The following is a 20,583-nucleotide window of genomic DNA, read 5'->3' as shown; positions in this document are numbered from 1 at the left end:
AGGTGTGCGCGTCGGAGGCCAGGCCGCTGACGATGACGGTGCGGCCGGGGTACGAGGCGGCGCGCAGCGCACTCACCGGCCGACCGCCGCGAGGTACGTGCGCCGATGCTCCAGCCGGGAGGCGGAAACCACCTCGCCGCCCCGCACGGTCACCTCGCCGGGCGCCGGGCGCCCCAGGAAGGCGAGCAGACTCGCGGTGAGGCCGTAGGCGCCGACGTTGGGGATCGTGACGAGGTCGCCGACGTGGAGCGGCGGCAGGTCGACGTTGCGTCCGAGGGTGTCGCCCGGCGTGCACAGCGGACCGGCCAGTGTGCCCGGCTCGGTGGCCTGCTCAGCCTCAGCGGCCTGCTCAGCCTCAGTGGCCTGCTCCGGGCGGTCGAGCGTAACGGCGACCGGCAGCAGGCGACCGAGCCCGGACAGACCGCCGAGCGCGTTGATGCCGGCGTCGAGCACGACGAACCTGCTGCCGCGGCCGACCTTGATGTTGACCACGCGACTCACCAGATATCCGCTCTCGGCCACCAGGTAGCGGCCCGACTCGCACGCGAGCCGGGGCGAGCCCGACCGCCAGCGCGGCAGAGATCGGTCGAGGATTCGGGCGAGTTCCGCACGCAGCTTGGGGTACGGCGTGCGGGCACCGGGCACCGCGTACGGAGCCGCGAAGCCGCCGCCGAGGTCGAGCAGGTCCAGCGGCAGCCCGAGGTCGCGTTCCAACCCCGCGGCGAGCTCGGCGACGTGCCCGTACTCGGCGAGCAGGTTCTCCTCGTCGGTGGCGTTGCTCATGGTGTAGAAGTGCGCACCGACGATCCGCGTGCCGGGCGCTCGGATCAGCTCGGGCAGGACGTCGGCCAGGGTCTCGCCGTCGATGCCGAACTGGGACGGCCGCCCCGTCATGCGGATACCCGTCGAGGCGTGCGCCGTGGGACTGTTGACGCGCAGCAGGCACTGCGCCACCGCGCCGGCACGCGCCGCCGCGGCGCCCACGTGCCGCAGGTNGGACGGGGACTCGACGGAGAACAGCCGCACGCCGCGGCCGATCGCCTCGTCCAGTTCCGCGTCGGTCTTGCCTGGGCCGGTGTAGAGGCAGTCCTGCGCCCGGTGGCCCGTGGCCAGGGCTGCGTGCAGTTCGCCGGTCGAGCTGATCTCGGCCCGGCAGGTCCGGCCGGGCCCCTCGCGCAGGACACCGACGACGTCGGGATGCGGGTTGGCCTTGAGCGCGTAGAAGAGCTCGAATCCCTCGGGCAGCGCGNCGAAAAGGCTGTCGCGGGCGGCGACGACCTGGTCGAGGTCGTAGACGTACAGCGGCGTGCCGTAGCGCTCGGCGAGCTCGGCGAACCGGGTCATGCGCGGGCCCCGTCCAGCAGCCGGGTCAGTTCTGCGGTGGCGTTCTTGCCGTGCGCGGTGAGCGGGAACTCGGCCACGACGTGGCAGATCGCCGGCACCTTGGCCGGTTCCAGCCGGCGCACGAGCTCACGCAGCACGGTGTGCGCGGGCAGATCGGCCTCCACGCACAGGGCGAGGTCGCGGTCCTCGGTCGGCGGGATGGCGCCGGCGGCGCGGACTCCGGGGATGTCCATGGCGGCGGCCTCGATCTCCAGAGTGCTCATGCGGATGCCCTTGCGCTTGAACATGTCGTCGCGGCGGCCCTCGAAGTAGAGATAGCCCTCCTGGTCGAGGCACCCGTAGTCGCCGGTGTGCAGGCGCAGGTTCCCGGTACGGACGTCGCGGCGGAACGTGCGGGCGGTCAGCTCGGGCGCGCGCCAGTAGCCGGGCATGACGTGCGGGCCGGTCACCACGATCTCGCCGGTCCGGCCGACGGGTAGTTCGTCTCCCCGGGCGTCGAGAATCAGGACCCGGGTGCCGGGCAGCGGCCGGCCGACCGAGTCGGGGCGTTCGCCGTCTTCCTCCGGCGGCATGATGGAGATCCGTTTGCACTCGGTCTGGCCGAACTGGCGGACCACGCGGGCCGTGGGGAAGGCCCGGCGCAGCTTGTCGATGGTGGTCGGCGGCAGGGCGGCCCCGGTGTTGGTGAACATGCGCACCGGCGCCCGCTGCACGCCGGTGCTGTCCTCGCGTTCGGTGANGGCAGCGATCATCGTGGCGAGCGAGGGGACGATCGGCACGATCGTCGCGCCCACCTCGCGCATCCGCCGCAGCAGGACGAGGTCCGACTCGTCCCCGGCCAGCACTATCTGCGAGCGTCCGAGGCAGGCGAGCAGCACCTTGTACAGGNCGTAGTCCCACGACATCGGGAATCGGCAGAAGACCACGTCGTCGGGCCGGTAGCCGAGGACGGCGTTGATGGCGGACGAGGCGAAGATGATCTGGGCGTGTGGCTCGGTCACGCCCTTCGGCGCGGCCGTGCTGCCGGAGGTGTAGACGACCACGGCGACGTCGTCCGGGCGGGCCGCCACCGGCTCGGCGCGGGTGCCGTGCTCTCGCAGCTTCTCCACCCGGTTCCAGACCGTGCTGAATCCGTGNCAGGGCGGTCCGCCCAGGTCGCGGATCCGCCGCAGGTCGCCGTCGGTGCCGACGATGAGCCGCGGTTCGGCGTTGTCGATGACGGACCGCAGGTGGAAGGGCTTCATCGACGGATTGATCGGAACGAACACCGCGCCCCGCCGGGAGGTGCCGTAGAGCATGGCGGCCAACTCCCGCGTCGTCGGCAGTTGGACGAGTACCCGGTCGCCGAGTCTGACGTCCTGCTCGGCGAGCCAGGCGTCGAACGCGTGGCTGAACTCGGTGAGCGTGCGGTAGGTCCACATCCCCCCGGCGTCGCGGACGGCCGGGGACTCCGGGAGTTCGGCCACCGCCTCGTCGAGGAGGGAGTGCATGAACGGGCCACCCGATGGTGGATTCACATCGTCCACTTTCTCTGGCTAGTTCCGGGACTGCGCGAGCAGGTCGTGCGCGTGCGCCGCGAGCCTGGCACGGTCGACTTTCCGGTTGGCGTTCAGGGGAAACTCCTCCACCCGGTGGTAATGGCGTGGGATGACGCCGTCGGGTAGCACCTCGCGTAGGCTTCTGGCGAATTCCACGGGCGGCACGGGCGGGCCGGTGTAGAAAACGACGAGTTCCGTTCTGCCGCCCCTCGGCAGGCCCACCGCGACTGCGTCGCGCACCGGCGCGTACGTCCGCAGGGCATGTTCCACCTCGGCCAGTTCGATCCGCCAGCCCTGCACCTGGACCTGGGAGTCCGACCTCCCCAGATAGGCCAGCTCGCCGCCGCCGACCCGCCGGACCCGGTCACCAGTGCGGTACCAGCGGCGGCCGCCACGTGCCACGAATCGGCCGTGGTCGTCGCCGGGGTCGAGGTACCCGGGGCTCATCTGCGGGCCGGTGACGCACAGCTCGCCCTCGTGCCAGGCGGGTCCGCCGTCGCTGTCGAGCAGCAGGTGCTCGTGCCCGGCGTGCAGGGTGCCGATGGGGACGACGCCGTTGACGGCCAGCCGCGGCGACCGCTGGGCGGACCAGCGGTGGGCGGCGATCGTGATGGTCAGCTCCGTCGGGCCGTACAGGTTCTCCAGCGCCGAGCCGGGCGCGGCTTGCTGCCAGTCGGCGGCGTCGCGGCACTGCAGGGCCTCCCCGGCGAACAGGCTCCAGCGCAGGCCCGGCATCGTGCCCGGGCCGAGGCCGCCCATCCGGCGCACCAGACCGATCGCGCTGGGGGTGGAGAACCACACCGTGACCCGGTGCTCCCGCACGAAGGCAGGCAACTCGCGGTAGGCGTGCGGCGGCACGGCCAGCAGCGACGCGCCGGCGCCCCAGGCGTTGAAGACGTCGAACAGGGCGCAGTCGAAGTTGAGGTCGAAGGTCTGCGAGAAGACGTCGTCGGGACCGAAGTCGTAGCGGGCGTCCAGGAGCCCGAAGTAGTGGTCGGTGGCACCGTGGGTGATGACCACGCCCTTGGGGCGCCCGGTGGATCCCGAGGTGAACAGCACGTACGCGGGATCGTGCGGCTCGACGGCCCGGGGCCGGTCCAGCCCGGTGGACGACGTGCTGTCGGGTGCGAGCACCGCGATATCCCGACGGTCCGTCAGCAGCCGCGACAGCATGGCCGCTCCGCGGTCGTCGACCAGGACCGCGGTGGCGCCCACGGCGTCCAGCATCTGCCGGGTGCGGGTCACGGGAAAGTCCGGCCGCAGGGGCACGACGGCGGCGCCCGCGTAGAGCGCGGCGAGGATGCCGACGTACGCGGTGACGGTCTTTCCCGCGAGAACGCCCACCGCCTGCGGCCGCGCCGGGCCCAGGGCTCCGGCCCACCGCAGGGCCCGCTCGTGCGCCTCCTCGTAGGTGACGGACTCGGTCCCGGCCCGGACCGCCACGCCGTGCGGAGCCAGCGCGAGCCCGCGCAGAAATCGCGAGTACAGCGCCTTCCCGGTTATTCCGTCCATCGTTCTCCTGCGTCCGGAAACGAGCGTTTCTCTTGAGTAACCCAACGCGGACTGGCATACTCCGGATCAGGCGTCACCACCAGGTCAACGCGAGTTTCGATCAATCCTGGAGCACACCATGTTGGACATCCATTTCGAAGAACTTCTGCGCCAGCACCTGCCGTTCCTCCCCGCCGACGAGACCCTTCATGACAACACCTCGCTACGCGAATACGGTCTTGATTCACTGGGCACGGTCGAACTGCTCTCCACACTTGAGGCCGAATATCGGATCCGGTTCTCCGAGGAGGCGTTGACGCTGGAGACGTTCGCGACGCCGGCGTTGCTGTGGAGGGCACTGTCGACGATGCGCTCACCGACCGGTTGACGCTGCCGGCGGGTCGGCTCCTCGCCGGGGCTGCAGGGCGAGCATCGGGTTGACGGCGATCACCTCGAAGTTGCTCGTCGTGCAGCCCACCCGGCCGAACAGGCTGTCGGGCCCGGCGACGCAGACGGTCCCCACCCCCAACCGCCGCAGGCCGGCCACGACATCCGGCCAGCGCAGCGGCCGCACGAAGCTGTCCAACAGCATGGTGCGGACGCCTTCGGCGTCGCCCACCACCGAGCCGTCCTGATCCGCCACGAGCGGCAGCGTCGGGTCGGCGAAGTCCACGTCGGCCAGGATCTCCGCACCGGCCTTGCGCCGCAGTCCGCCGAACGCGGCCGAGTGCATCGGCGGGCGCATGGTGTACAGGGGCAGGCCGCCGAGTGCCCGCACCGCTCGTTGCAGCCACTCCAGATCGCGCTCCCGCAGCGACACCATGAAGAAGTCATGGTCGATGTGGCAGGAGATGTCGTTCCACCCACCGCGCGTGGTGAGGTCGTCCAGCATCTCGCGCACCCGTTCCTCCGGGACGCGGACGAACGACTGCGTCACCACGTCCCGGTGTTCGACCGCGAAGTACTCCTGAAGGCAGCGGGCCAGCCGTGCCGTCATCGAAACCCCGTCGTCGAACGACAGGGAGCCGACGCGGACGGTCGCGGGCTTCTCTCCGAAGCTCGGCCCGGTACACACGTCCGGCACGACGCCGAGCTCGGCCTCCGCCCACTGGGCCAGCGCCAGGCAGTTCACAAAGAACGCGACCTGCGCATACTCGGAGTAGTCGCCGTCGGTCTCCTCGAAGCGGTCCACCAGCGAGTACCCGAGGCGTTCGTCGGCGGCCGCGACGAGCCGTCTGGCGTAGGGGTTGAGCAGCATGAACCGGGCGACATCCGCGAAACGGGACGGGCTCATGCCCGGGAACACCATCGCGGTGCCGGTACGGTCGAGGTCGTCCATGGCGTCGTCATGTCTCCAGGCTGGTGAGGAAGTCCGCCACGACCGTGCGGAAGAGTTCGGGCTCCTCGAGGTGGGGCACGTGGCTGGAATCCTCGAAGATCTCCCAGCGCACGTCGGGGACGAGGTCGTGGAACGGCCGCACGGTCGCGGGCGTCGCCTCGTCGTACCGACCCGAGAGGATCAGGGTGGGTACGGCGATGTCGGGCAGGCAGTCTTCGACCGACCAGTCCCGTAACCTGCCGGTGACATGGAACTCGCTCGGGCCGTTCATGGCCGCGTACACCGTCGGGTTGTCGNCGGTCTCCATGAACGAGGCGAGGTAGTCACGCGGCCACGGGTCGATCCGGCACACGTGGCGGTCGTAGAAGACGCGCATCGCCTCGAAGTACTCGCGGGTGTCGGTGGTGCCCNCCGCCTCGTGCCGGCGCAGCACCGCGTCCACGCCGGGTGGGAGCGCGGCGCGCAGCACCTCCATCTCCTGACGCCACAGCGGATACGAGGCGGGAGCGTTGGCGATGATCAGTCCACGCAGTCCGGCCGGCCGGTCCGCGGCGTGCCGGGCGGCCAGCATGCCGCCCCATGACTGCCCGAACACCACGTAGTCGTTCGCGACGCCGAGCTCCCGCACGAGGTTGGCGAGCTCGTCGAGGAACAGCTGCGGGGTCCAGAACTCGGGGCCTGCGTCGGGCAGTCGGGTGGACCCGCCGTTGCCGAGCTGGTCGTAGTGCACGACCGCCCGGCCGTCCTCGGCCAGGCAGCACAGGCTGAGAAGGTAGTCGTGAGTGCTGCCCGGACCGCCGTGCACGACCACCAGCGCCGACCGTGCCTCGTCTGTGGTTCCGGTGACCCGGTACCACGTCCGGTAATCCCCAAAGCGCACCCAGCCCTTGGCGTTCCCAGCCGCCGCCATCCTGGTCACCTCACCCGAGCCATGTGCCCGCGACACGAGCACCATGCCCATGCTGCGGCCGGCCGCGCGGCGGAGCAGCCCCTAAAGCGCAGGGGTTGCGCAGGGGTTGCGGGCGCCCTCGCCCGCCTCCACGGTGGGGCTCACTATGGAGAGCCAGGAGAAGCTGCTCGACTACCTCCGACGGGTCACCGCCGAGTTACAGAAGACCCGTGCCCGCGTCACCGAGCTGGAGGCGGCCCGGCACGAGCCCATCGCGATCGTCGNCATGGCCTGTCGGCTGCCGGGCGGCGTGTCGTCGCCCGAGGAGCTGTGGCGCCTGGTCGCCGACGGGGTCGACGCGATCGGCGGGTTCCCCACCGACCGCGGGTGGGACCTCGAGGGCGGGTACAACCCCGACCCCGACGTGCCGGGGACGTTCTACGCCCTCGGTGGCGGCTTCCTCGACGACGTGCAGGGTTTCGACCCGGCGTTCTTCGGGATCTCGCCACGGGAGACGCTGGCGATGGATCCGCAGCAGCGGTTGCTGCTGGAAACCTCCTGGGAGGCGCTGGAACACGCCGGCATCGATGCCCACACGCTGCGGGGCAGCAGGACCGGTGTCTTCGCGGGCGTGGCGTTCGACGGTTACGGCTCGTCGACGCCGGTGGCCGGAACAGACGGATACGTCATGACGGGACAGCAGACCAGCGTGGCCTCGGGCCGCATCTCGTACGCGCTGGGCCTGGAGGGGCCGGCCATCAGCGTCGACACGGCCTGCTCGTCCTCCCTGGTGGCCACGCATCTGGCCGTTGCGGCTCTGCGGAACAACGAGTGCACCCTGGCGCTGGCCGGTGGTGCGGCCGTACTGCCGTGTCTCGACGGCTTCGTGGAGTTCTCCCGGCAGCGAGGACTGTCGCCGGACGGGCGGTGCCGGGCGTTCGCCGCCGCCGCCGACGGTACGGGCTGGGCCGAGGCCGTGGGCATGCTCCTGCTGGAGCGGCTGACCGACGCGCGACGCCTGGGCCATGACGTGTTGGCGGTGATCCGCGGCTCGGCGCTCGGCCAGGACGGCGCCTCGAACGGGCTGACCGCGCCGAACGGCCTGGCGCAGCAGCGGGTCATCCGCGCCGCGCTGGCCGACGCGGGGCTGTCCGCCGCCGAGGTGGACGCGGTGGAGGCGCACGGCACGGGCACCCGGCTGGGTGATCCGATCGAGGCCCAGGCGCTGCTGGAGACGTACGGCCAAGCACGCGACCCGCGGCAGCCGCTGTGGCTGGGGTCGTTGAAGTCGAACATCGGCCACGCCCAGGCCGCCGCGGGCGTGGTCGGCGTGATCAAGATGGTCGAGGCGCTACGGCACGCGGTGCTGCCCCGTACGCTGCACATCGACGAGCCGACCCCGCAGGTGGACTGGTCGGCGGGCACCGTCCGGCTCCTCACCGAGGAACGCCCCTGGCCGGACAGCGGCCGTCCGCGCCGCGCCGGAGTGTCCTCGTTCGGGGTCAGCGGCACCAACGCCCACCTGATCCTGGAGCAGGCTCCCGACCCGGAACCGGCACCCGACCCGGAACCGGCACCGCAGGACAGCGGCTCCCCGATGCCGGTGGTGCCGTGGGTGCTGTCGGGCAGGACGCCCGAGGCGCTGCGGGGCCAGGCCCGGCGCCTGCTGTCCCATCTGGCGGGCCGTCCGGACCTGCGGGTCGTCGACGTCGGGTTTTCGCTGGCGACGGCCCGGTCGGCGTTCGAGCACCGAGCCGTGGTGGTGGCCGACGGCAGACCCGCCCTGCTGGCCGGAGTGCGGGCGATCGCCGAGGCAGTCCCCGTCCCGGACGTACGGCGGGGATTCGCCCCCAACCGGCAGGGCCCGGACCACCGTGACCGGCCCGAGGCCGGGATGTCCGTGCAGGCCGCGGCCAGGCTGCACGTCGACGGCGCACGGGTAAACTGGCATGCCGTCTTCGCGGGCTCCGGTGCCCGCAGGGTCGAGCTGCCCACGTACGCCTTCCAGCGGGAACGGTACTGGATCGCCCCGGCGACGTCCGCCCCCGCCGAACCCGGCGCGTTCGGCCTGCTGTCGACGGGGCACCCCCTGCTGACCGCCGCGCTCGAACTCCCCGGTGCCCAGGGTGTCGTCCTCACCGGCTGGTCGTCGGACCCCGGTCACCTGGGTACCGCAGCCCTCGTCGAGATGGCCATACGCGCGGGCGACGAGACCGGCTGCTCCACCGTCGAGTCCCTCGACGTCCACGCGCTCGTGCGGGTACCGGCGCATGGCCGTGTCCAGCTCCAGGTAGCCGTCGGCGCCCCGTTCGACGATGGTTCAGCGCGTCCGGTCACCATCCACGCCCGCGCACATCAGGACGGCAGGACGGGGCCGTGGCGGTGCCACGCCACCGGAACTGTCACCGACCGGGTCCCGGCCGCGGATTTCATCCTGGAGGCATGGCCGCCTGACGGCGCCGAGCCAGTGGACGTCGCTGGTCGCGGTCCGGTGTGGCGGCGCGGCGGCGAGTTGTTCACCGACGTCCGCCTGCCGGCGGACGATCCAGCGGCGGACGACGTGGCGCGGTACGGCCTGCATCCCACGCTGCTGGATGCGGCCGTCCGCCCGCTGCTGACGGGCGCGGGACGGGGTGGTCGGCTGGCGCTGTCCTGGCGCGGGTTCGGCCTGCTCGCCACGGGTGCGACAGCGCTGCGTGTGTGGCTCACGCCCGACGGTCCGGACGCCTGTCGTCTGCGGGCGGCCGACGAGTACGGGCAACCTGTGGCCGAGGCCAGGTCGGTGGTGCTGCGCCTCGCCCCCGAGGAGGCCGAGGAGACCGGGGAGATCAGGCAGACCGAGGAGCCGCTGGCCGGCGCCCCGCGCCCCAGGCCGATCGTCCGGCGCAAGGTCAGTGCGTGGGCGCGGCGCACCGACCTGACGGCCGGGCGGCTGTCCACGCTGGATGCCGACGAGCAGGAGAATCTGCTGCTCGATCTGGTGACGACCGAAGCGGCGGCGGTACTGCGTCGCGGGGGCACCGGCGGCCTGGACCCCAATACCCCGCTCACCGCCTTCGGCCTGGACTCGCTGACCGCCGTCGAGCTGCGCAACCGGCTGACGTCGGCGACGGGCCTGTCCCTGCCCGCGACGGTGGTGTTCGACTGCGGCACCGTGACCGCGCTGGTCGCCCGGCTGCGCCTCGGGATGCTCGACGGTCCGGATCACCCGGCGCCCGGCGTCGACTTCACGGCGGAGATCCGGCTCGCCGAGGACATCGTCCCGGCGCAGGAGGTCCTGCGGGTGGCCGCCGATCCGGGACACGTCCTTCTCACCGGCGTGACCGGGTTCGTCGGTGCCTNCCTGCTGCGCGACCTCATGCGGTCGACCCGGGCGANGGTGCACTGCCTGGTGCGGGGCGCCGACGCGGCGAGCGCCCGGGAGCGGCTGCGGGCCAACCTGACGTGGTACCGGCTCTGGGACGAGATCGTCCCCGACCGGCTCTCGGTCGTCGTGGGCGACCTCGCCGCGCCGCGTCTCGGCCTGTCCGAGGAGGACTTCAACAGGCTCGCCCGGACCGCCGACGTGGTTTACCACGCGGGGGCGAGCGTGAACTGGCTACTGCCGTACGCGTCGTTGAAGGCGGCCAACGTCACGGGCACGCAGGAGGTGCTGCGCCTCGCCGCCCGGCACCGCACCGTGCCGGTGCACCACATCTCGACCACGGGCGTCTTCACGCCTGCGACGCACGGCCAGCCCATGGCGCCGGACGACCCGACGGGCCCGCCGGAGGACCTGTCGACCGGCTACCGCCAAAGCAAGTACGTGGCGGAACGGGTCATCGGGCTGGCCAGGGAGCGCGGGTTGCCCGTGTCCGTGTACCGGGCCGACGTCGTCTGCGGTGACCAGCGGCACGGCGCGTGTCAGACCCGTGACTTCGTCTGGCTGAGCCTCAAGGGGATCCTGCAGGCCGGCATGGTGCCCGACGAGGCCGACACCTTGTTCCCCATGATTCCCGTGGACTACGCCAGTGCCGCCGTGGTGACCCTCTCCCAGCAGGATTCGGCGGCGGGCCGGACGTTCCACCTGTACAACCCGGCGCCGATCAGCTTCCGGAGCATGGTCGACCGCCTTGGCGCGGCCGGGTACGCCCTGACGGAGACGCCATGGGAGGAGTTCGCGGCGACGGTACGCGCCGACCGCGGTAACGCGCTGTTCCCCGTGCTCGACACCTTCGCCGCACACATGGCGGGTGGCGCCCGCCTCTATCTGGACATCGACGTCGACACCACCGAGCGCGCGCTCGCCCACGCGGGAATCACCTGTCCACCCATCGACGACGACCTGTTCGCCCGGTACACAGCCTTCTTCGCCGACACCGGCTACTTCCCGCCCCGGCCGAGCTGACGTCGAGCTGACCGAGAGCGTCAACTCGCCCCAAGCTCCTGGTCGATGAGGGAGAACAGGTCCTCGGCCGTCGCCTCGTCGAGCCGGACCGCCTCGCCCCCGCCCGGTGCGGCGAGGGGCGCGTCGAGCGCACCGAGCAGGGCACGCAGCCGTGAGGTGATGCGGATCCGCTCGACCTCCGCACGCGGCAGCCGAACCGCCAGGTCCTCCAGCCGGTCGAGCGCGGCCAGCGCCGGGTTCGAGTCGGCGCGGGAACCAGCCTGCCCATCCGCACCGCTCGTCAGTTCGGCGGCCAGGTGCTCGGCGAGCGCCTCGGGGGTGGCGTAGTCGAAGACGACCGTGGCCGGCAGTCGTAGTCCGGTGGCCGCCGCGAGCCGATTGCGCAGTTCGACCACGCCGGCCGAGTCGAAACCGAGATCGGTGAAGGCGCGCGTCGGGTCGACGTCGGTCTGATCGTGGTGGCCGAGCACCACCGCGGTGTACGCGCGCACCAGCCCGAGCAGCTCACCGCCGCGGTCCGCGGCCGTCAGACCGGCCAGCCGCGCGGCGAGCAGTTCGCCCGCGGTACCCTCGGCGGCCGTCAGCTCGGCAACCGCGGCAGGGATGGTGGCCGTGGCGGAACCCTCGATCCAGTACCTCATGTGCTGGAAGGCGTACGTGGGCAGATCCACCCGGCGGCCCCCGGGGCAGAAGGCGGCCCAGTCGACTGGTACACCGCGTACGTGCAGTTCGGCCGCCGAGGTGGCGAACCGTTCCAGGCCGCCGTCGTCCCGGCGCAGTGTGCCGGTGACGACCGTCGGGCGGTCGGTACCCTCCAGGGTCTCCTGGACGCTCATCACCAGCACGGGGTGCGGGCTGACCTCGACGAAAGCGCTGTACCCCGCGTCGGCCAGGCCGCGGATCGCGGGCGCGAACCGCACCGTCCGACGAAGATTCTCGAACCAGTAGGCGGCGTCCAGCTCGGAGCCCCGCAACCAGGTGCCGGTGACCGTGGACAGCATCGGCACCACCCCCCGGTCCGGCCTGACGGGTGCCAGGTCGGCCAGCAGCCGGTCACGCAGGAGGTCCACCTGGGGCGAGTGGGAGGCATAGTCGACCGGCACCCGCCTGACCCGGACGTCCTCGGCAGCGAGTTCGCTCCCCAGGGCGTCGAGGGCATCATGGTCGCCGGAGAGCACCATCGAGCGCGCGCCGTTCTCGACGGCCACCGACACCCGGTCCCGCCAGCGTTCCAGGCGCGGCTCCACCTGTGCGGCCGACAGGCCGACCGCGAGCATGCCGCCGCGGCTGCCCAGCACCTCGCCGATCGCGCGGCTGCGCAACGCCACGATCCGTGCCCCGTCCTCCAGGGACAGCGCCCCGGCCACGCAGGCGGCGGCCACCTCGCCCTGAGAGTGTCCGACCACGGCGTCCGGGCACACCCCATGTTCCCGCCAGAGGGCGGCCAGGGACACCATCACCGCCCACAACACCGGCTGCACCACATCCACCCGCTCCAACGACGGCGCCTGCGGCGATCCGCGCAACACCGCGTCAAGCGACCAGTCCACGAACGGCTCCAGCGCCACCTCGCATTGCGCGACACGCTGCGCGAACACTGCGGACTGCGCCAGCAGATCGGCCGCCATGCCCGCCCACTGACTGCCCTGACCGGGGAACACGAGCACCGTCCTGCCCCGGACGTCCGCGATCCCGGTCACCGCCTGCCCGGCGGACCCTGCCGCCAGTTCACGNAGCCCCGTCATCAGCCGCGTCCGTTCCGAGCCCAGGGCCACGGCCCGGTGCTCGAAGGCCGTACGACCGGTCACCGACGAGAAGCCGACGTCAACCGGGCGCAGCTCCGGGCGCTCCCCCGCGTACGACGCCAGCTGGTCCGCCTGAGCGCGCAGCGCTTCGTGCGTCCGGCCGGACACCACCCACGGCACCACCGGCAGTGGGGAACCGCTGTCCCCCGGCGCCGGTCCCAGGTCGGGCGCCTGCTCGAGGATGACGTGGGCATTGGTCCCGCTGAATCCGAACGAGGACACTCCGGCGCGACGCGGACGGCCGCTGTCCGGCCATCGTCGNCGTTCGGTCAGCAGCCGGACGGCACCCGCAGACCAGTCCACCTGCGGGGTCGGCCCGTCAACGTGCAGCGTACGAGGCAGCACCGCGTGCCGTAGCGCCTCGACCATCTTGATCACGCCGGCCACACCCGCGGCGGCCTGAGTGTGACCGATGTTCGACTTCAACGACCCCAGCCACAAGGGACTCTGCCTGCCCTGGCCATAGGTCGCCAGCAGCGCCTGAGCCTCGATCGGGTCACCCAGCGGCGTCCCCGTTCCATGCGCCTCCACCACGTCCACGTCGCGCGGCTCCAACCCCGCGGCAGCCAGGGCCGCGCGGATCACCCGCTGCTGTGACGGCCCGTTGGGGGCGCTCAGGCTGCTGCTTGCGCCGTCCTGGTTCACGGCGCTGCCGCGGACGAGCGCCAGCACGTCATGGCCGTCGCGGCGGGCGTCGGACAGCCGCTCCAACAGCAGCACCCCGACGCCTTCGCTCCATCCGGTGCCGTCGGCCGAGGCCGCGAACGACTTGCACCGGCCGTCCGGAGCGAGGCCGCGCTGCCTGCTGAACTCGACAAAGATCTCCGGTGTGGCCATCACGGTCACGCCCCCGGCGAGTGCCAGGGCGCACTCTCCCCGGCGCAGCGACTCCATGGCGAGGTGCAAAGCCACCAAGGAGGATGAGCACGCCGTGTCGACACTCACCGCAGGGCCTTCAAGACCCAGCGTGTACGCGATCCGGCCGGACACCACGCTTCCGACACCGCTGTTGCCCGGGTAGTCGTGGTGCATGACACCGGCGAACACGCCGGTACGGCTGCCGCGGAGGGCGCCGGGCACGATTCCGGCGCCCTCGAGCGCCTCCCACGAGGTCTCGAGCAGCAAACGCTGCTGCGGATCCATTGCCAGTGCCTCGCGCGGCGGGATCCCGAAGAACGCCGGGTCGAAATCACCGGCCCCGTCAAGAAATCCACCGTGCCGGGCATAGCTGGTACCCGGCCGCGTGCCGAGTGGGTCGTACAGCCGCACGAGATCCCAGGCCCGATCCTCCGGGAACGGACAGACGGCGTCCCGACCGTCCGCCGCCAGCTGCCACAGGTCCCGCGGGCAGGCAACGCCACCGGGATAGCGACAGCCCATCCCGATGATGGCGATAGGCTCTGCCGCACGCGCCTGGACGGCGTGCAACTCGCGTCGAGCCGCGCGCAGGTCGGCGGTCGCCCGCTTGAGGTAGCCGAGCAACTTCTCCTCATCACCGTGGGCTGTGCCGGCTCGGCGGCTCATGCGCCCTGGCCCACTGTTGACCGGAGTACCAGCGGCAGTTCCTTCCGGCCGACGACATGGAGTTTGCGGTAGATCTGCGTCAGGTGCTGTTCGACCGTGCTCACGGTGATGAACAGGTCACTACTGATCTGGCGGTTGGTGTGTCCCTGCGCAGCCAGCACTGCGACCCTCCATTCGGCGTCGCTCAACGGCAGCTCGGTATGCCGGGCGACGATCCCGGCGGGCGCGTTGTCGGTGTACCGCAGTTGCGCTGCACGNTAACTCAGCGTCTCGTTTTCGATCTGGCTGGGATTCGCGATGACGACTTCTCGCGTACCGGGATGCCGGAATCTTCCCTCTGCGCACAGTATCCCGGACGCGCACAACATGTGCATCAGCTTCGTGACATGGGCCTGGTCGAGCCCCAGCAGGGCCGCCANCAGGCGTGGCGTGGCGGAGTCGCCGAGCACGCCCACAGCCTTGACAAGTGACGGCATCACGCCGTCGATCCGCTCGACCGTGCTGAGGACTGCGTGTTGGAAGGCGTCGCCGATGACGAGCCGCAGGGTGCTCTTCGGGTCGGGGACTGCCGTCAGCCGATCGTCGATCAGGGCGTTGACCAGCAGGGGGTTTCCTCCGGTCNCAGCGTGGTAGTCGGCGGCCAGCAGGGTGGCGGTCTGCGCATCGAGCCGCTCAGCGAGCACCTGTNCCACACCGGGCTCGGAGAGCAGAGCGAGCCTGATCACTCGACAGTTACGGTGCCGACGCAGCTCGGACAGCGAGAGAGGGTCCGCAGGTACGGCACCGGAGGTCAGTGCCAGCAGTACCGAGACCCGAGTCGTTCGCGACCTTTTCAGAAGGTGGACGAGGATCGCCAGGGAGTGAGTGTCCGCGTGATGGGCGTCGTCGACCACGATGAATATCGGAGTCGACCGACTCAACTCGACGATCAACGAACACCACGCGTGCAGAAGATCCCACCGAATATTCTGGTCGCCTCCGTCGCCGGACATCNCGAGCAGGACGGCAGTACTGATGGCCTCGTTGAGCTGGGTGTACGGTGCTTCTTCGTCGGCCGGCACGAGCTGGCTGAGAATCCCGAACGGGAACGTGCGCTCCCGGCGTGTCCCGGCCGCCCGGAGGACGCGAAACCCGTGCACGAACGCCTGCCGGGTGATCGTGGCCGCCAGCTCGGACTTTCCGGACCCGCTGGGACCCTCTATGATTCCGATCCTGCCCTCATGCGTGTCGTCCCCGCAAAACAGGTACTCCAGTCGGGTGAGCTCCGACTCTCTTTCCGTGAGAGTCGCCCACGAAGATACCCTGTCAGTGCAGGTGGTGCCCCAGTCCGCATGTTCCTGATCCAGCACGTTCCAACACCTCCGTTATTCCTGTTCTCCATCCTTACCCGTCGGTGCATGCCGTGGTGGGGACTTCATGAGACATTGACGCCCGGCCGGCGGATGCTCACAACTCTTTGACACTCGCCAGATCACTCACCCGGAGCTGGGCGACCGTCCTCCTGGCTCACCACGCCGGCTGCCCGCTGCAGGACCGCGAACTCGTTCTCCTGTTGACGATCACCGTCATCGTCGTGACCCTCAACGCCCAGGGCTTCACCCTCGCCCCGCTGGTCGGACAGCGAGGAGCGCCTCGACGCGGATCACCGTGATGTTCAGGACCTCCGCGATGCGCTCCTTCGACCAGCCGTTCTCCGCAAGGTCGTGGACGACGTCGAACACGGTCGGCTTAGGGTTGGCATCCGGTCCACTGCCAGCGGCGGGGATGGGACACTCCGCCTCACGCAGAATGCCGTGGCGGTGCGGGCGACCACTGCGGCGGCGCGGCCAACTGGCCATGAGCGTGGTCCTTCCGTGAAGCCAACGGCGGTGAAGATGGGAGGAGTCTCCCGCTGGCCGGATCTGCAATCAGGTTATCAGGGTGGCGAAGCGGCGGTGATGGTGCTCCGTCAGCGGCACGTAAAAAAGCGCCGCGTCCCCGTCACTGTTCCGTTAATGACGTCGACGGCCGCTGGGGGCGATGCTTGACTGCCGATTTACATCCTTCTTCCGGGAGTCGGCGTAGGTGATGGTCTGAATGGCCCTGCAAACCGGAACCGCGCCGGTCGGCCCCGCGTCGTTCTCCGCCAGATCGTCACCGGCGCCGGCGGGCACCACCTCTTCCACCACCCCACCCACATCCCCGCCCGCGGGCAAGGCGGCGAGCGGGCACCGGCGGTTCACCGCGTGGCGCACGACGCCAGCCCGACTCCGGCTCCTCGCCGGCGCGGCGGTCGCCGCCGCCCTCGCCATGCTCGGCGCCTTCACCCTCGCGGTCACAGACGCGCGGGACGGGCTGACGCTCATCGGACACCATGATGGGCCGACCGTGGTCGCCACCTCGAACCTGTACTTCGCCCTGGCCGATATGGACGCCCAAGTGGCCAATGTGCTCCTGGTCGGTGACCGCACCGATCTGGGGAGCAGCCGAGGCAGGGCGCTGCAGACCTATGATCAGCGCCGCCAGGAGGTCGCCGACTACCTGCAGCGGACCGGCGCGATCGACGGCGAGGATCCGGTTGTCGGCGGCGAACTGCGCGGCTTCCTCGTCGCGCTGGGCCGGTATGAGGCCTACGCCGCGCAGGCGATCCTGGTCGAAGGGCAGTCGCACCCGGCGCCCGGCCGGCCGGCCGCCCTCGCGCTGGGCCTGTACCGGCAGGCCACCGACGTGATGCACCAGCAGTTACTCCCTGCTACGGAGCGGCTCACCGCCCGCAGTGCGGCGCTGGTGGCACGCGAGTACGCCGGCGCCCGCTCAGCCCTCGCCCACTCGTTCGCCCTGGTGATCGTCTTCGGTGGACTCCTGCTGATCCTCCTCGGCGGGCTGCAGATCTTCCTGGTCCGCCATTACCGCCGGCTGGTCAACCCCGCTGTGCTGGTGGCGACGCTCGCCGCGCTCGTCCTGTTCACCACGGGTGTGTCGACGCTCGTCCACAGCCGGGAGAACCTGCGGGCCGTGAAGAAGGACGCCTTCGACTCTGTCCTCGCTCTGGAACAGGCCCGGGCGGTGAGTTACGACGCCAACGCTGACGAAAGCCGGTACCTGCTCGACCCGCCCCGGGCCGGTCGGTATGAAAGCGCCTTCGCCGGCAGGTCCCAGCGGCTTGCCGATGTGGGTCTCCCGAGTGGTGTCGCCGGGTATGACGCGGCCTTGAACCGGGGGCTGGCCGTCTACCGGGCCGATGGCACGGTCGTGTTCGGCGGCTACTACGGCACCGCGCTGCGCAACATCACCTTCCCTGGAGAAAAAGCCGCCGCCGACCTGACCCTGGACCGTTACCAGGTCTACCAGCTCGCCGACCGCACCATCCGTCGCCTGAACACGGCCGGTGCCGTGGACGAGGCAATCCGCTTCTGCACCGGCTTCGGGCCAGGCGATTCCAATGCCCTCTTCCGCGACTACGACCAGGCGTTGACGGCATTCATCGGGGTCAACACGAAAGCGTTCACCAGAATGGTGAACAAGGGCGACAACGACCTCTCCGGCTGGAACTGGATGGCGCCGCTGGTCCTCATCGGCAGCGCGGCCCTGATCCTCCTCGGCGTCCGGCCACGCCTCGCCGAGTACCGCCGCTAGCCGGGACCGGGACCGAGACCGCGTCCAATGCCCAACCGACTGCTCGCTACCGGTCTTCTCCGGCGGACCTGTCGGCGGCGAACCGGACCCACTCCTGCTCCCACGCGACAAGGCGACGGCGCTGCTCGAGGCGTCGGACCAGGACCGAACCGGCCACCAGCACCGTCGCGGTGGCGGCCAGGGTGACCAGAACCGCGACCAGGGTCCGCGAGACGGTGNCCATGCGGGTGGTCGGGGCGGGGACGATCGCACCCTGCCCGTCGGTCCAGACGGCGAGGGTCGAGCCGGGTCGAAGGTCGCCGTCCACGCGGTGAACGGCGATGCGGGTTCGACCGTCGCGGTCGATCCAGCGGATCCGGGCAGGTACATCGGCCGACGTCGCCGCGCGCTCGGCCGGTGCAACCACATCCATGGACAGGACGACCACCTGCGTACGGACGCGGCCGGCGTCCGCACGCTCCCGGCGGCGGCCATCCTGCCAGGCGAGCGTGCCGAGAATGGCGGTGGCGACCAGCCCGGCTACGAGCACGAGGACGAGGAAAGCAGCGCCGGCACGCTCCAGCCGGCTCCACGGGCGCGCCAACGCGTTCTCTGTGGAGATCGGTCCCCGGCCACCAGACGAGGCTCCGCGCATTCGACCATCCTGTCATAACCACCGGTGCTTGCCTTAGTCACAGCCCTCGGCTGGCGGAACAGGGCGGCGCGGCTGATCGCTCCGCATGTTTTTGCTCATTACAGCCGGGTGTCAGTGTAGCCGTGTGTCAGCTCAGCGTAATCCGGAGCAAATCCCGATCATGTTCTTTCTGCGTGGCGTTGGGCTGTGCGGGCGGTCGCGGAAACACGACCCGTGCGTCAAACGGGCGTAGATGTTTGGCGCTTGCCCGTCCAAACTGCGTAACCGCGGCTTCCTGTCGAGACGGAAGGGCGGCTACGTTGGCTGTCTGCAAGCGCGAAGTGCGGGCCGGAAACGGGCCCGCGGCGGGCCGTCACCGCGCAACGAGGCGGTAGAGAAGGAGACAGGGTGTCATGACGCCTGCGACTACGATTACTCCCCGCCCCGCCGAGCCCGATACCGGCGGCGGCGCCGTGGAGGCGCCCCGGCGTGAGCCGGCTCGGGCCGCCGTCGCGATCCTCGCGGGCCGCGGCGAGAGTCGGGAGCCCTACGAGTGGCTGGCCGCGAGGCTGGCGCTGGACGGGTACACCGCCACTGTGGTCCCGGAATGCGGGAACGTCGCACAGGCGGTCGCCGAGGTCCGCCAGCCCCGCCTGTCGTTCGTCCTGCTGGGTTCCGACTCCGGTGCGTTGTCGATGCTGTCGATGGCACGCTCGCCCGCCCTACGTCCGGACGGGCTCGTCCTGCTCGGCCTGCCGTTGCTGCACGTGCCGGTCGCGGGCGTACCCATGGCCGATCCGCCGCGGGTGCTGCCGGATCTGCCCATCCTGCTCATCCACGGTCGTGACGACCAGATCAGCCCGCTGTCGCTGGTGCGGATGAGCACCCGGACGGTGAACCAGACAGAACTGGCCGTGGTCCCAGGCGGGCACGCGGTCCTGGGCGGGCCGGGACGGCGCGCTGTGGCGGCCCAGGTGCTGCTGTTCCTCGAAGGCCTACTTGACCGCTGACCGGAGGATCTGTGCGACGCTGCCGATNCGACGATGGAGCCACGCGCGGGTTGGAGTCCCGGCGACCTCGTGGGACCCGCACTGCGGCGTCCCGACGGACGGACCCGAGCCTCGCCGCCAGTCAGGAGTTCTGGCGTCGCGGCGCGGACCGCGGCGGCCCTGCGCGCGTACGGCATTGACATCACCGGTCCGCAACAGACCAAGACCCACGCCACACTCGACTTCTTCAGCACGCGACCGCCAGGAACAGGGTGATCGCAGGGCTGACCGCTGACGGACCACCGGCTGGCGCACCCGTCTCGGGTCTCGCCGACGCCCGCTCCGCTGGCCTTGGGGAGAAATAGTCAAGACTTTTGGGTGGTGATCGTTAGGCGGCTTGAGTGACGGGTGTGGTGGTGGGTCGTTCGACGAGCTGGCCGGCTTCGAAGGTGGCGCCGGCACGGACGAGGGCGACGAGGTGGGGTGCGTTGACCGCNCGCCAGCGGGCCTGGGCGGCCTCGATGAGCGTGAACGCCATGGCCAACCCCGCAGCGCGGGAACCGGGGCCTTTGGTGACCCGGGTGCGGTGACGGACGGTCGCGAACGTCGACTCCATCGGGTTCGTGGTCCGTAGATGCACCCAGTGTTCAGCGGGGTAGTCGTAGAACGGGGTGAGTCCCACCGCGTGGTGTAGATCGGGATCGGCTGGTTGATCGTCCGGGGTGGGGTGTGTCGCTCCGGGACAAAGACGGCCACCGCGTGTAGCTCTGTGTGAACCGACCAAAGTTCCACGGAGAGGACACACGNGATGGCCTTGGATGATTCTGCCCTATCNGGTCTGCTGGAGCTGCTGCGGCATACCGATGCTGGTCAGGTGATGCGGGAGCTGCTGCGGTTCGGTCTGCAGGCGCTCGTGGACGCGGAAGCCGACGCGCACGTCGGCGCGGCCCGTTACGAACGGTCGGCAGCCCGGACCACGCAGCGCAACGGCTCCCGGGAACGGACCGTGTCGACGACCGCCGGGGACCTGACGGTGAAGATCCCGAAGA

The 20,583-nt window shown here is 70.7% G+C and carries 13 protein-coding genes and 15 pseudogenes; 9 read left to right on the top strand and 19 right to left on the bottom strand.

Features of this window, described 5'->3' with window-relative positions; all coding sequences use genetic code 11:
• Nucleotides 1–72: 72 nt before the first annotated feature.
• From FF86_RS63760 to FF86_RS23185, 8 genes and pseudogenes are all read right to left on the bottom strand, one after another.
• A pseudogene (locus tag FF86_RS63760) lies at nucleotides 73–995 on the bottom strand (type III PLP-dependent enzyme); the annotation flags it as partial.
• Nucleotide 996: 1 nt separating this feature from the next.
• Nucleotides 997–1,249, bottom strand: a pseudogene (locus FF86_RS63755) (type III PLP-dependent enzyme); the annotation flags it as partial.
• A gap of 1 nt (nucleotide 1,250) precedes the next feature.
• Nucleotides 1,251–1,344 (bottom strand): hypothetical protein (locus tag FF86_RS63750; protein WP_304438176.1); only part of this gene is annotated, 94 nt, incomplete at its 3' end.
• Nucleotides 1,341–2,083: pseudogene (locus FF86_RS67825) on the bottom strand (AMP-binding protein); the annotation flags it as partial. The pseudogene FF86_RS67825 and the gene FF86_RS63750, both read right to left, overlap by 4 nt.
• Before the next feature lies 1 nt (nucleotide 2,084).
• Nucleotides 2,085–2,232 (bottom strand): annotated as a pseudogene (locus FF86_RS67820) (long-chain fatty acid--CoA ligase); the annotation flags it as partial.
• Nucleotide 2,233: 1 nt separating this feature from the next.
• Nucleotides 2,234–2,480 (bottom strand): annotated as a pseudogene (locus FF86_RS67815) (AMP-binding protein); the annotation flags it as partial.
• Between the two features lies 1 nt (nucleotide 2,481).
• Nucleotides 2,482–2,765 (bottom strand): AMP-binding protein (locus FF86_RS67810; protein WP_396230033.1); only part of this gene is annotated, 284 nt, incomplete at its 3' end.
• A gap of 114 nt (nucleotides 2,766–2,879) precedes the next feature.
• Nucleotides 2,880–4,394 carry an AMP-binding protein gene (locus tag FF86_RS23185; RefSeq protein ID WP_044886953.1) on the bottom strand — a complete coding sequence of 505 codons (1,515 nt, stop codon included), beginning with the start codon at nucleotides 4,392–4,394 and terminating at the stop codon, nucleotides 2,880–2,882.
• Between the two features lie 118 nt (nucleotides 4,395–4,512).
• On the opposite strand from FF86_RS23185, the gene FF86_RS23180 reads away from it, so the two are divergent.
• Nucleotides 4,513–4,761 (top strand): acyl carrier protein, encoded by a 249-nt coding sequence (locus tag FF86_RS23180; protein WP_044886954.1) that lies wholly within the window; start codon nucleotides 4,513–4,515, stop codon nucleotides 4,759–4,761.
• On the opposite strand, the gene FF86_RS23175 is transcribed toward FF86_RS23180, so the two are convergent.
• The 4 genes and pseudogenes from FF86_RS23175 to FF86_RS63735 all read right to left on the bottom strand — a co-directional run.
• On the bottom strand, nucleotides 4,747–5,712 hold the full coding sequence (locus FF86_RS23175; RefSeq protein WP_044886955.1) for an ACP S-malonyltransferase: 966 nt from the start codon (nucleotides 5,710–5,712) through the stop codon (nucleotides 4,747–4,749). The genes FF86_RS23180 and FF86_RS23175 overlap by 15 nt on opposite strands.
• A 7-nt stretch (nucleotides 5,713–5,719) precedes the next feature.
• A pseudogene (locus FF86_RS63745) lies at nucleotides 5,720–6,008 on the bottom strand (alpha/beta hydrolase); the annotation flags it as partial.
• 1 nt (nucleotide 6,009) lies between these two features.
• Nucleotides 6,010–6,122, bottom strand: a pseudogene (locus tag FF86_RS63740) (alpha/beta hydrolase); the annotation flags it as partial.
• A 1-nt stretch (nucleotide 6,123) separates the two neighbouring features.
• On the bottom strand, nucleotides 6,124–6,622 hold a 499-nt coding region (locus FF86_RS63735; RefSeq protein ID WP_304438172.1), incomplete at its 3' end, for an alpha/beta fold hydrolase.
• 145 nt (nucleotides 6,623–6,767) lie between these two features.
• Between FF86_RS63735 and FF86_RS55645 the strand changes: the two are divergent.
• From FF86_RS55645 to FF86_RS67795, 4 genes and pseudogenes are all read left to right on the top strand, one after another.
• Nucleotides 6,768–6,885: pseudogene (locus FF86_RS55645) on the top strand (polyketide synthase docking domain-containing protein); the annotation flags it as partial.
• Nucleotide 6,886: 1 nt separating this feature from the next.
• A pseudogene (locus FF86_RS67805) lies at nucleotides 6,887–8,444 on the top strand (type I polyketide synthase); the annotation flags it as partial.
• Between the two features lie 51 nt (nucleotides 8,445–8,495).
• Nucleotides 8,496–9,942, top strand: a pseudogene (locus FF86_RS67800) (phosphopantetheine-binding protein); the annotation flags it as partial.
• 37 nt (nucleotides 9,943–9,979) lie between these two features.
• Nucleotides 9,980–10,988: thioester reductase domain-containing protein (locus FF86_RS67795; RefSeq protein ID WP_396230031.1), on the top strand; the 1,009-nt coding region annotated here is incomplete at its 5' end.
• A 20-nt stretch (nucleotides 10,989–11,008) separates the two neighbouring features.
• Here FF86_RS67795 and FF86_RS55635 read toward each other — a convergent pair.
• The 6 genes and pseudogenes from FF86_RS55635 to FF86_RS67780 form a co-directional block, all read right to left on the bottom strand.
• Nucleotides 11,009–12,721, bottom strand: a pseudogene (locus FF86_RS55635) (acyltransferase domain-containing protein); the annotation flags it as partial.
• A 1-nt stretch (nucleotide 12,722) separates the two neighbouring features.
• A pseudogene (locus FF86_RS55630) lies at nucleotides 12,723–13,054 on the bottom strand (ketoacyl-synthetase C-terminal extension domain-containing protein); the annotation flags it as partial.
• A gap of 1 nt (nucleotide 13,055) precedes the next feature.
• Nucleotides 13,056–14,275, bottom strand: a 1,220-nt coding sequence (locus tag FF86_RS55625; RefSeq protein ID WP_396230030.1) for a beta-ketoacyl synthase N-terminal-like domain-containing protein, incomplete at its 3' end; no start/stop codon positions are given.
• A gap of 38 nt (nucleotides 14,276–14,313) precedes the next feature.
• A pseudogene (locus FF86_RS67790) lies at nucleotides 14,314–14,574 on the bottom strand (helix-turn-helix transcriptional regulator); the annotation flags it as partial.
• Nucleotides 14,575–15,005: 431 nt separating this feature from the next.
• Nucleotides 15,006–15,310: pseudogene (locus FF86_RS67785) on the bottom strand (hypothetical protein); the annotation flags it as partial.
• 1 nt (nucleotide 15,311) lies between these two features.
• A partial coding sequence (locus FF86_RS67780; RefSeq protein ID WP_396230029.1) for an ATP-binding protein occupies nucleotides 15,312–15,666 on the bottom strand: 355 nt, incomplete at its 3' end.
• Between the two features lie 107 nt (nucleotides 15,667–15,773).
• On the opposite strand from FF86_RS67780, the gene FF86_RS33580 reads away from it, so the two are divergent.
• The 3 genes from FF86_RS33580 (at nucleotide 15,774) to FF86_RS23140 (ending at nucleotide 19,555) form a co-directional block, all read left to right on the top strand.
• A complete protein-coding gene (locus tag FF86_RS33580) occupies nucleotides 15,774–15,968 on the top strand; it encodes a hypothetical protein (protein WP_128423353.1) in 195 nt (64 codons plus the stop codon).
• 425 nt (nucleotides 15,969–16,393) lie between these two features.
• The gene (locus FF86_RS23150) at nucleotides 16,394–17,932 is read left to right on the top strand and encodes a hypothetical protein (protein WP_052681287.1); all 1,539 of its coding nucleotides are present in this window, start codon (nucleotides 16,394–16,396) and stop codon (nucleotides 17,930–17,932) included.
• A 1,026-nt stretch (nucleotides 17,933–18,958) separates the two neighbouring features.
• On the top strand, nucleotides 18,959–19,555 hold the full coding sequence (locus FF86_RS23140) for an alpha/beta hydrolase (RefSeq protein ID WP_044886957.1): 597 nt from the start codon (nucleotides 18,959–18,961) through the stop codon (nucleotides 19,553–19,555).
• 476 nt (nucleotides 19,556–20,031) lie between these two features.
• Here FF86_RS23140 and FF86_RS67775 read toward each other — a convergent pair.
• Nucleotides 20,032–20,340: pseudogene (locus FF86_RS67775) on the bottom strand (hypothetical protein); the annotation flags it as partial.
• 29 nt (nucleotides 20,341–20,369) lie between these two features.
• On the opposite strand from FF86_RS67775, the gene FF86_RS23130 reads away from it, so the two are divergent.
• The coding region (locus tag FF86_RS23130) for a transposase (RefSeq protein WP_206779006.1) at nucleotides 20,370–20,583 on the top strand (214 nt) is incomplete at both ends.

Origin of the sequence: Frankia sp. CpI1-P (assembly GCF_001421075.1) — a bacterium.
GTDB classification, from domain to species: domain Bacteria; phylum Actinomycetota; class Actinomycetes; order Frankiales; family Frankiaceae; genus Frankia; species Frankia torreyi.
Note: the sequence above shows the minus strand (reverse complement) of the source record. Positions and strands in the feature narration are given on the sequence as shown.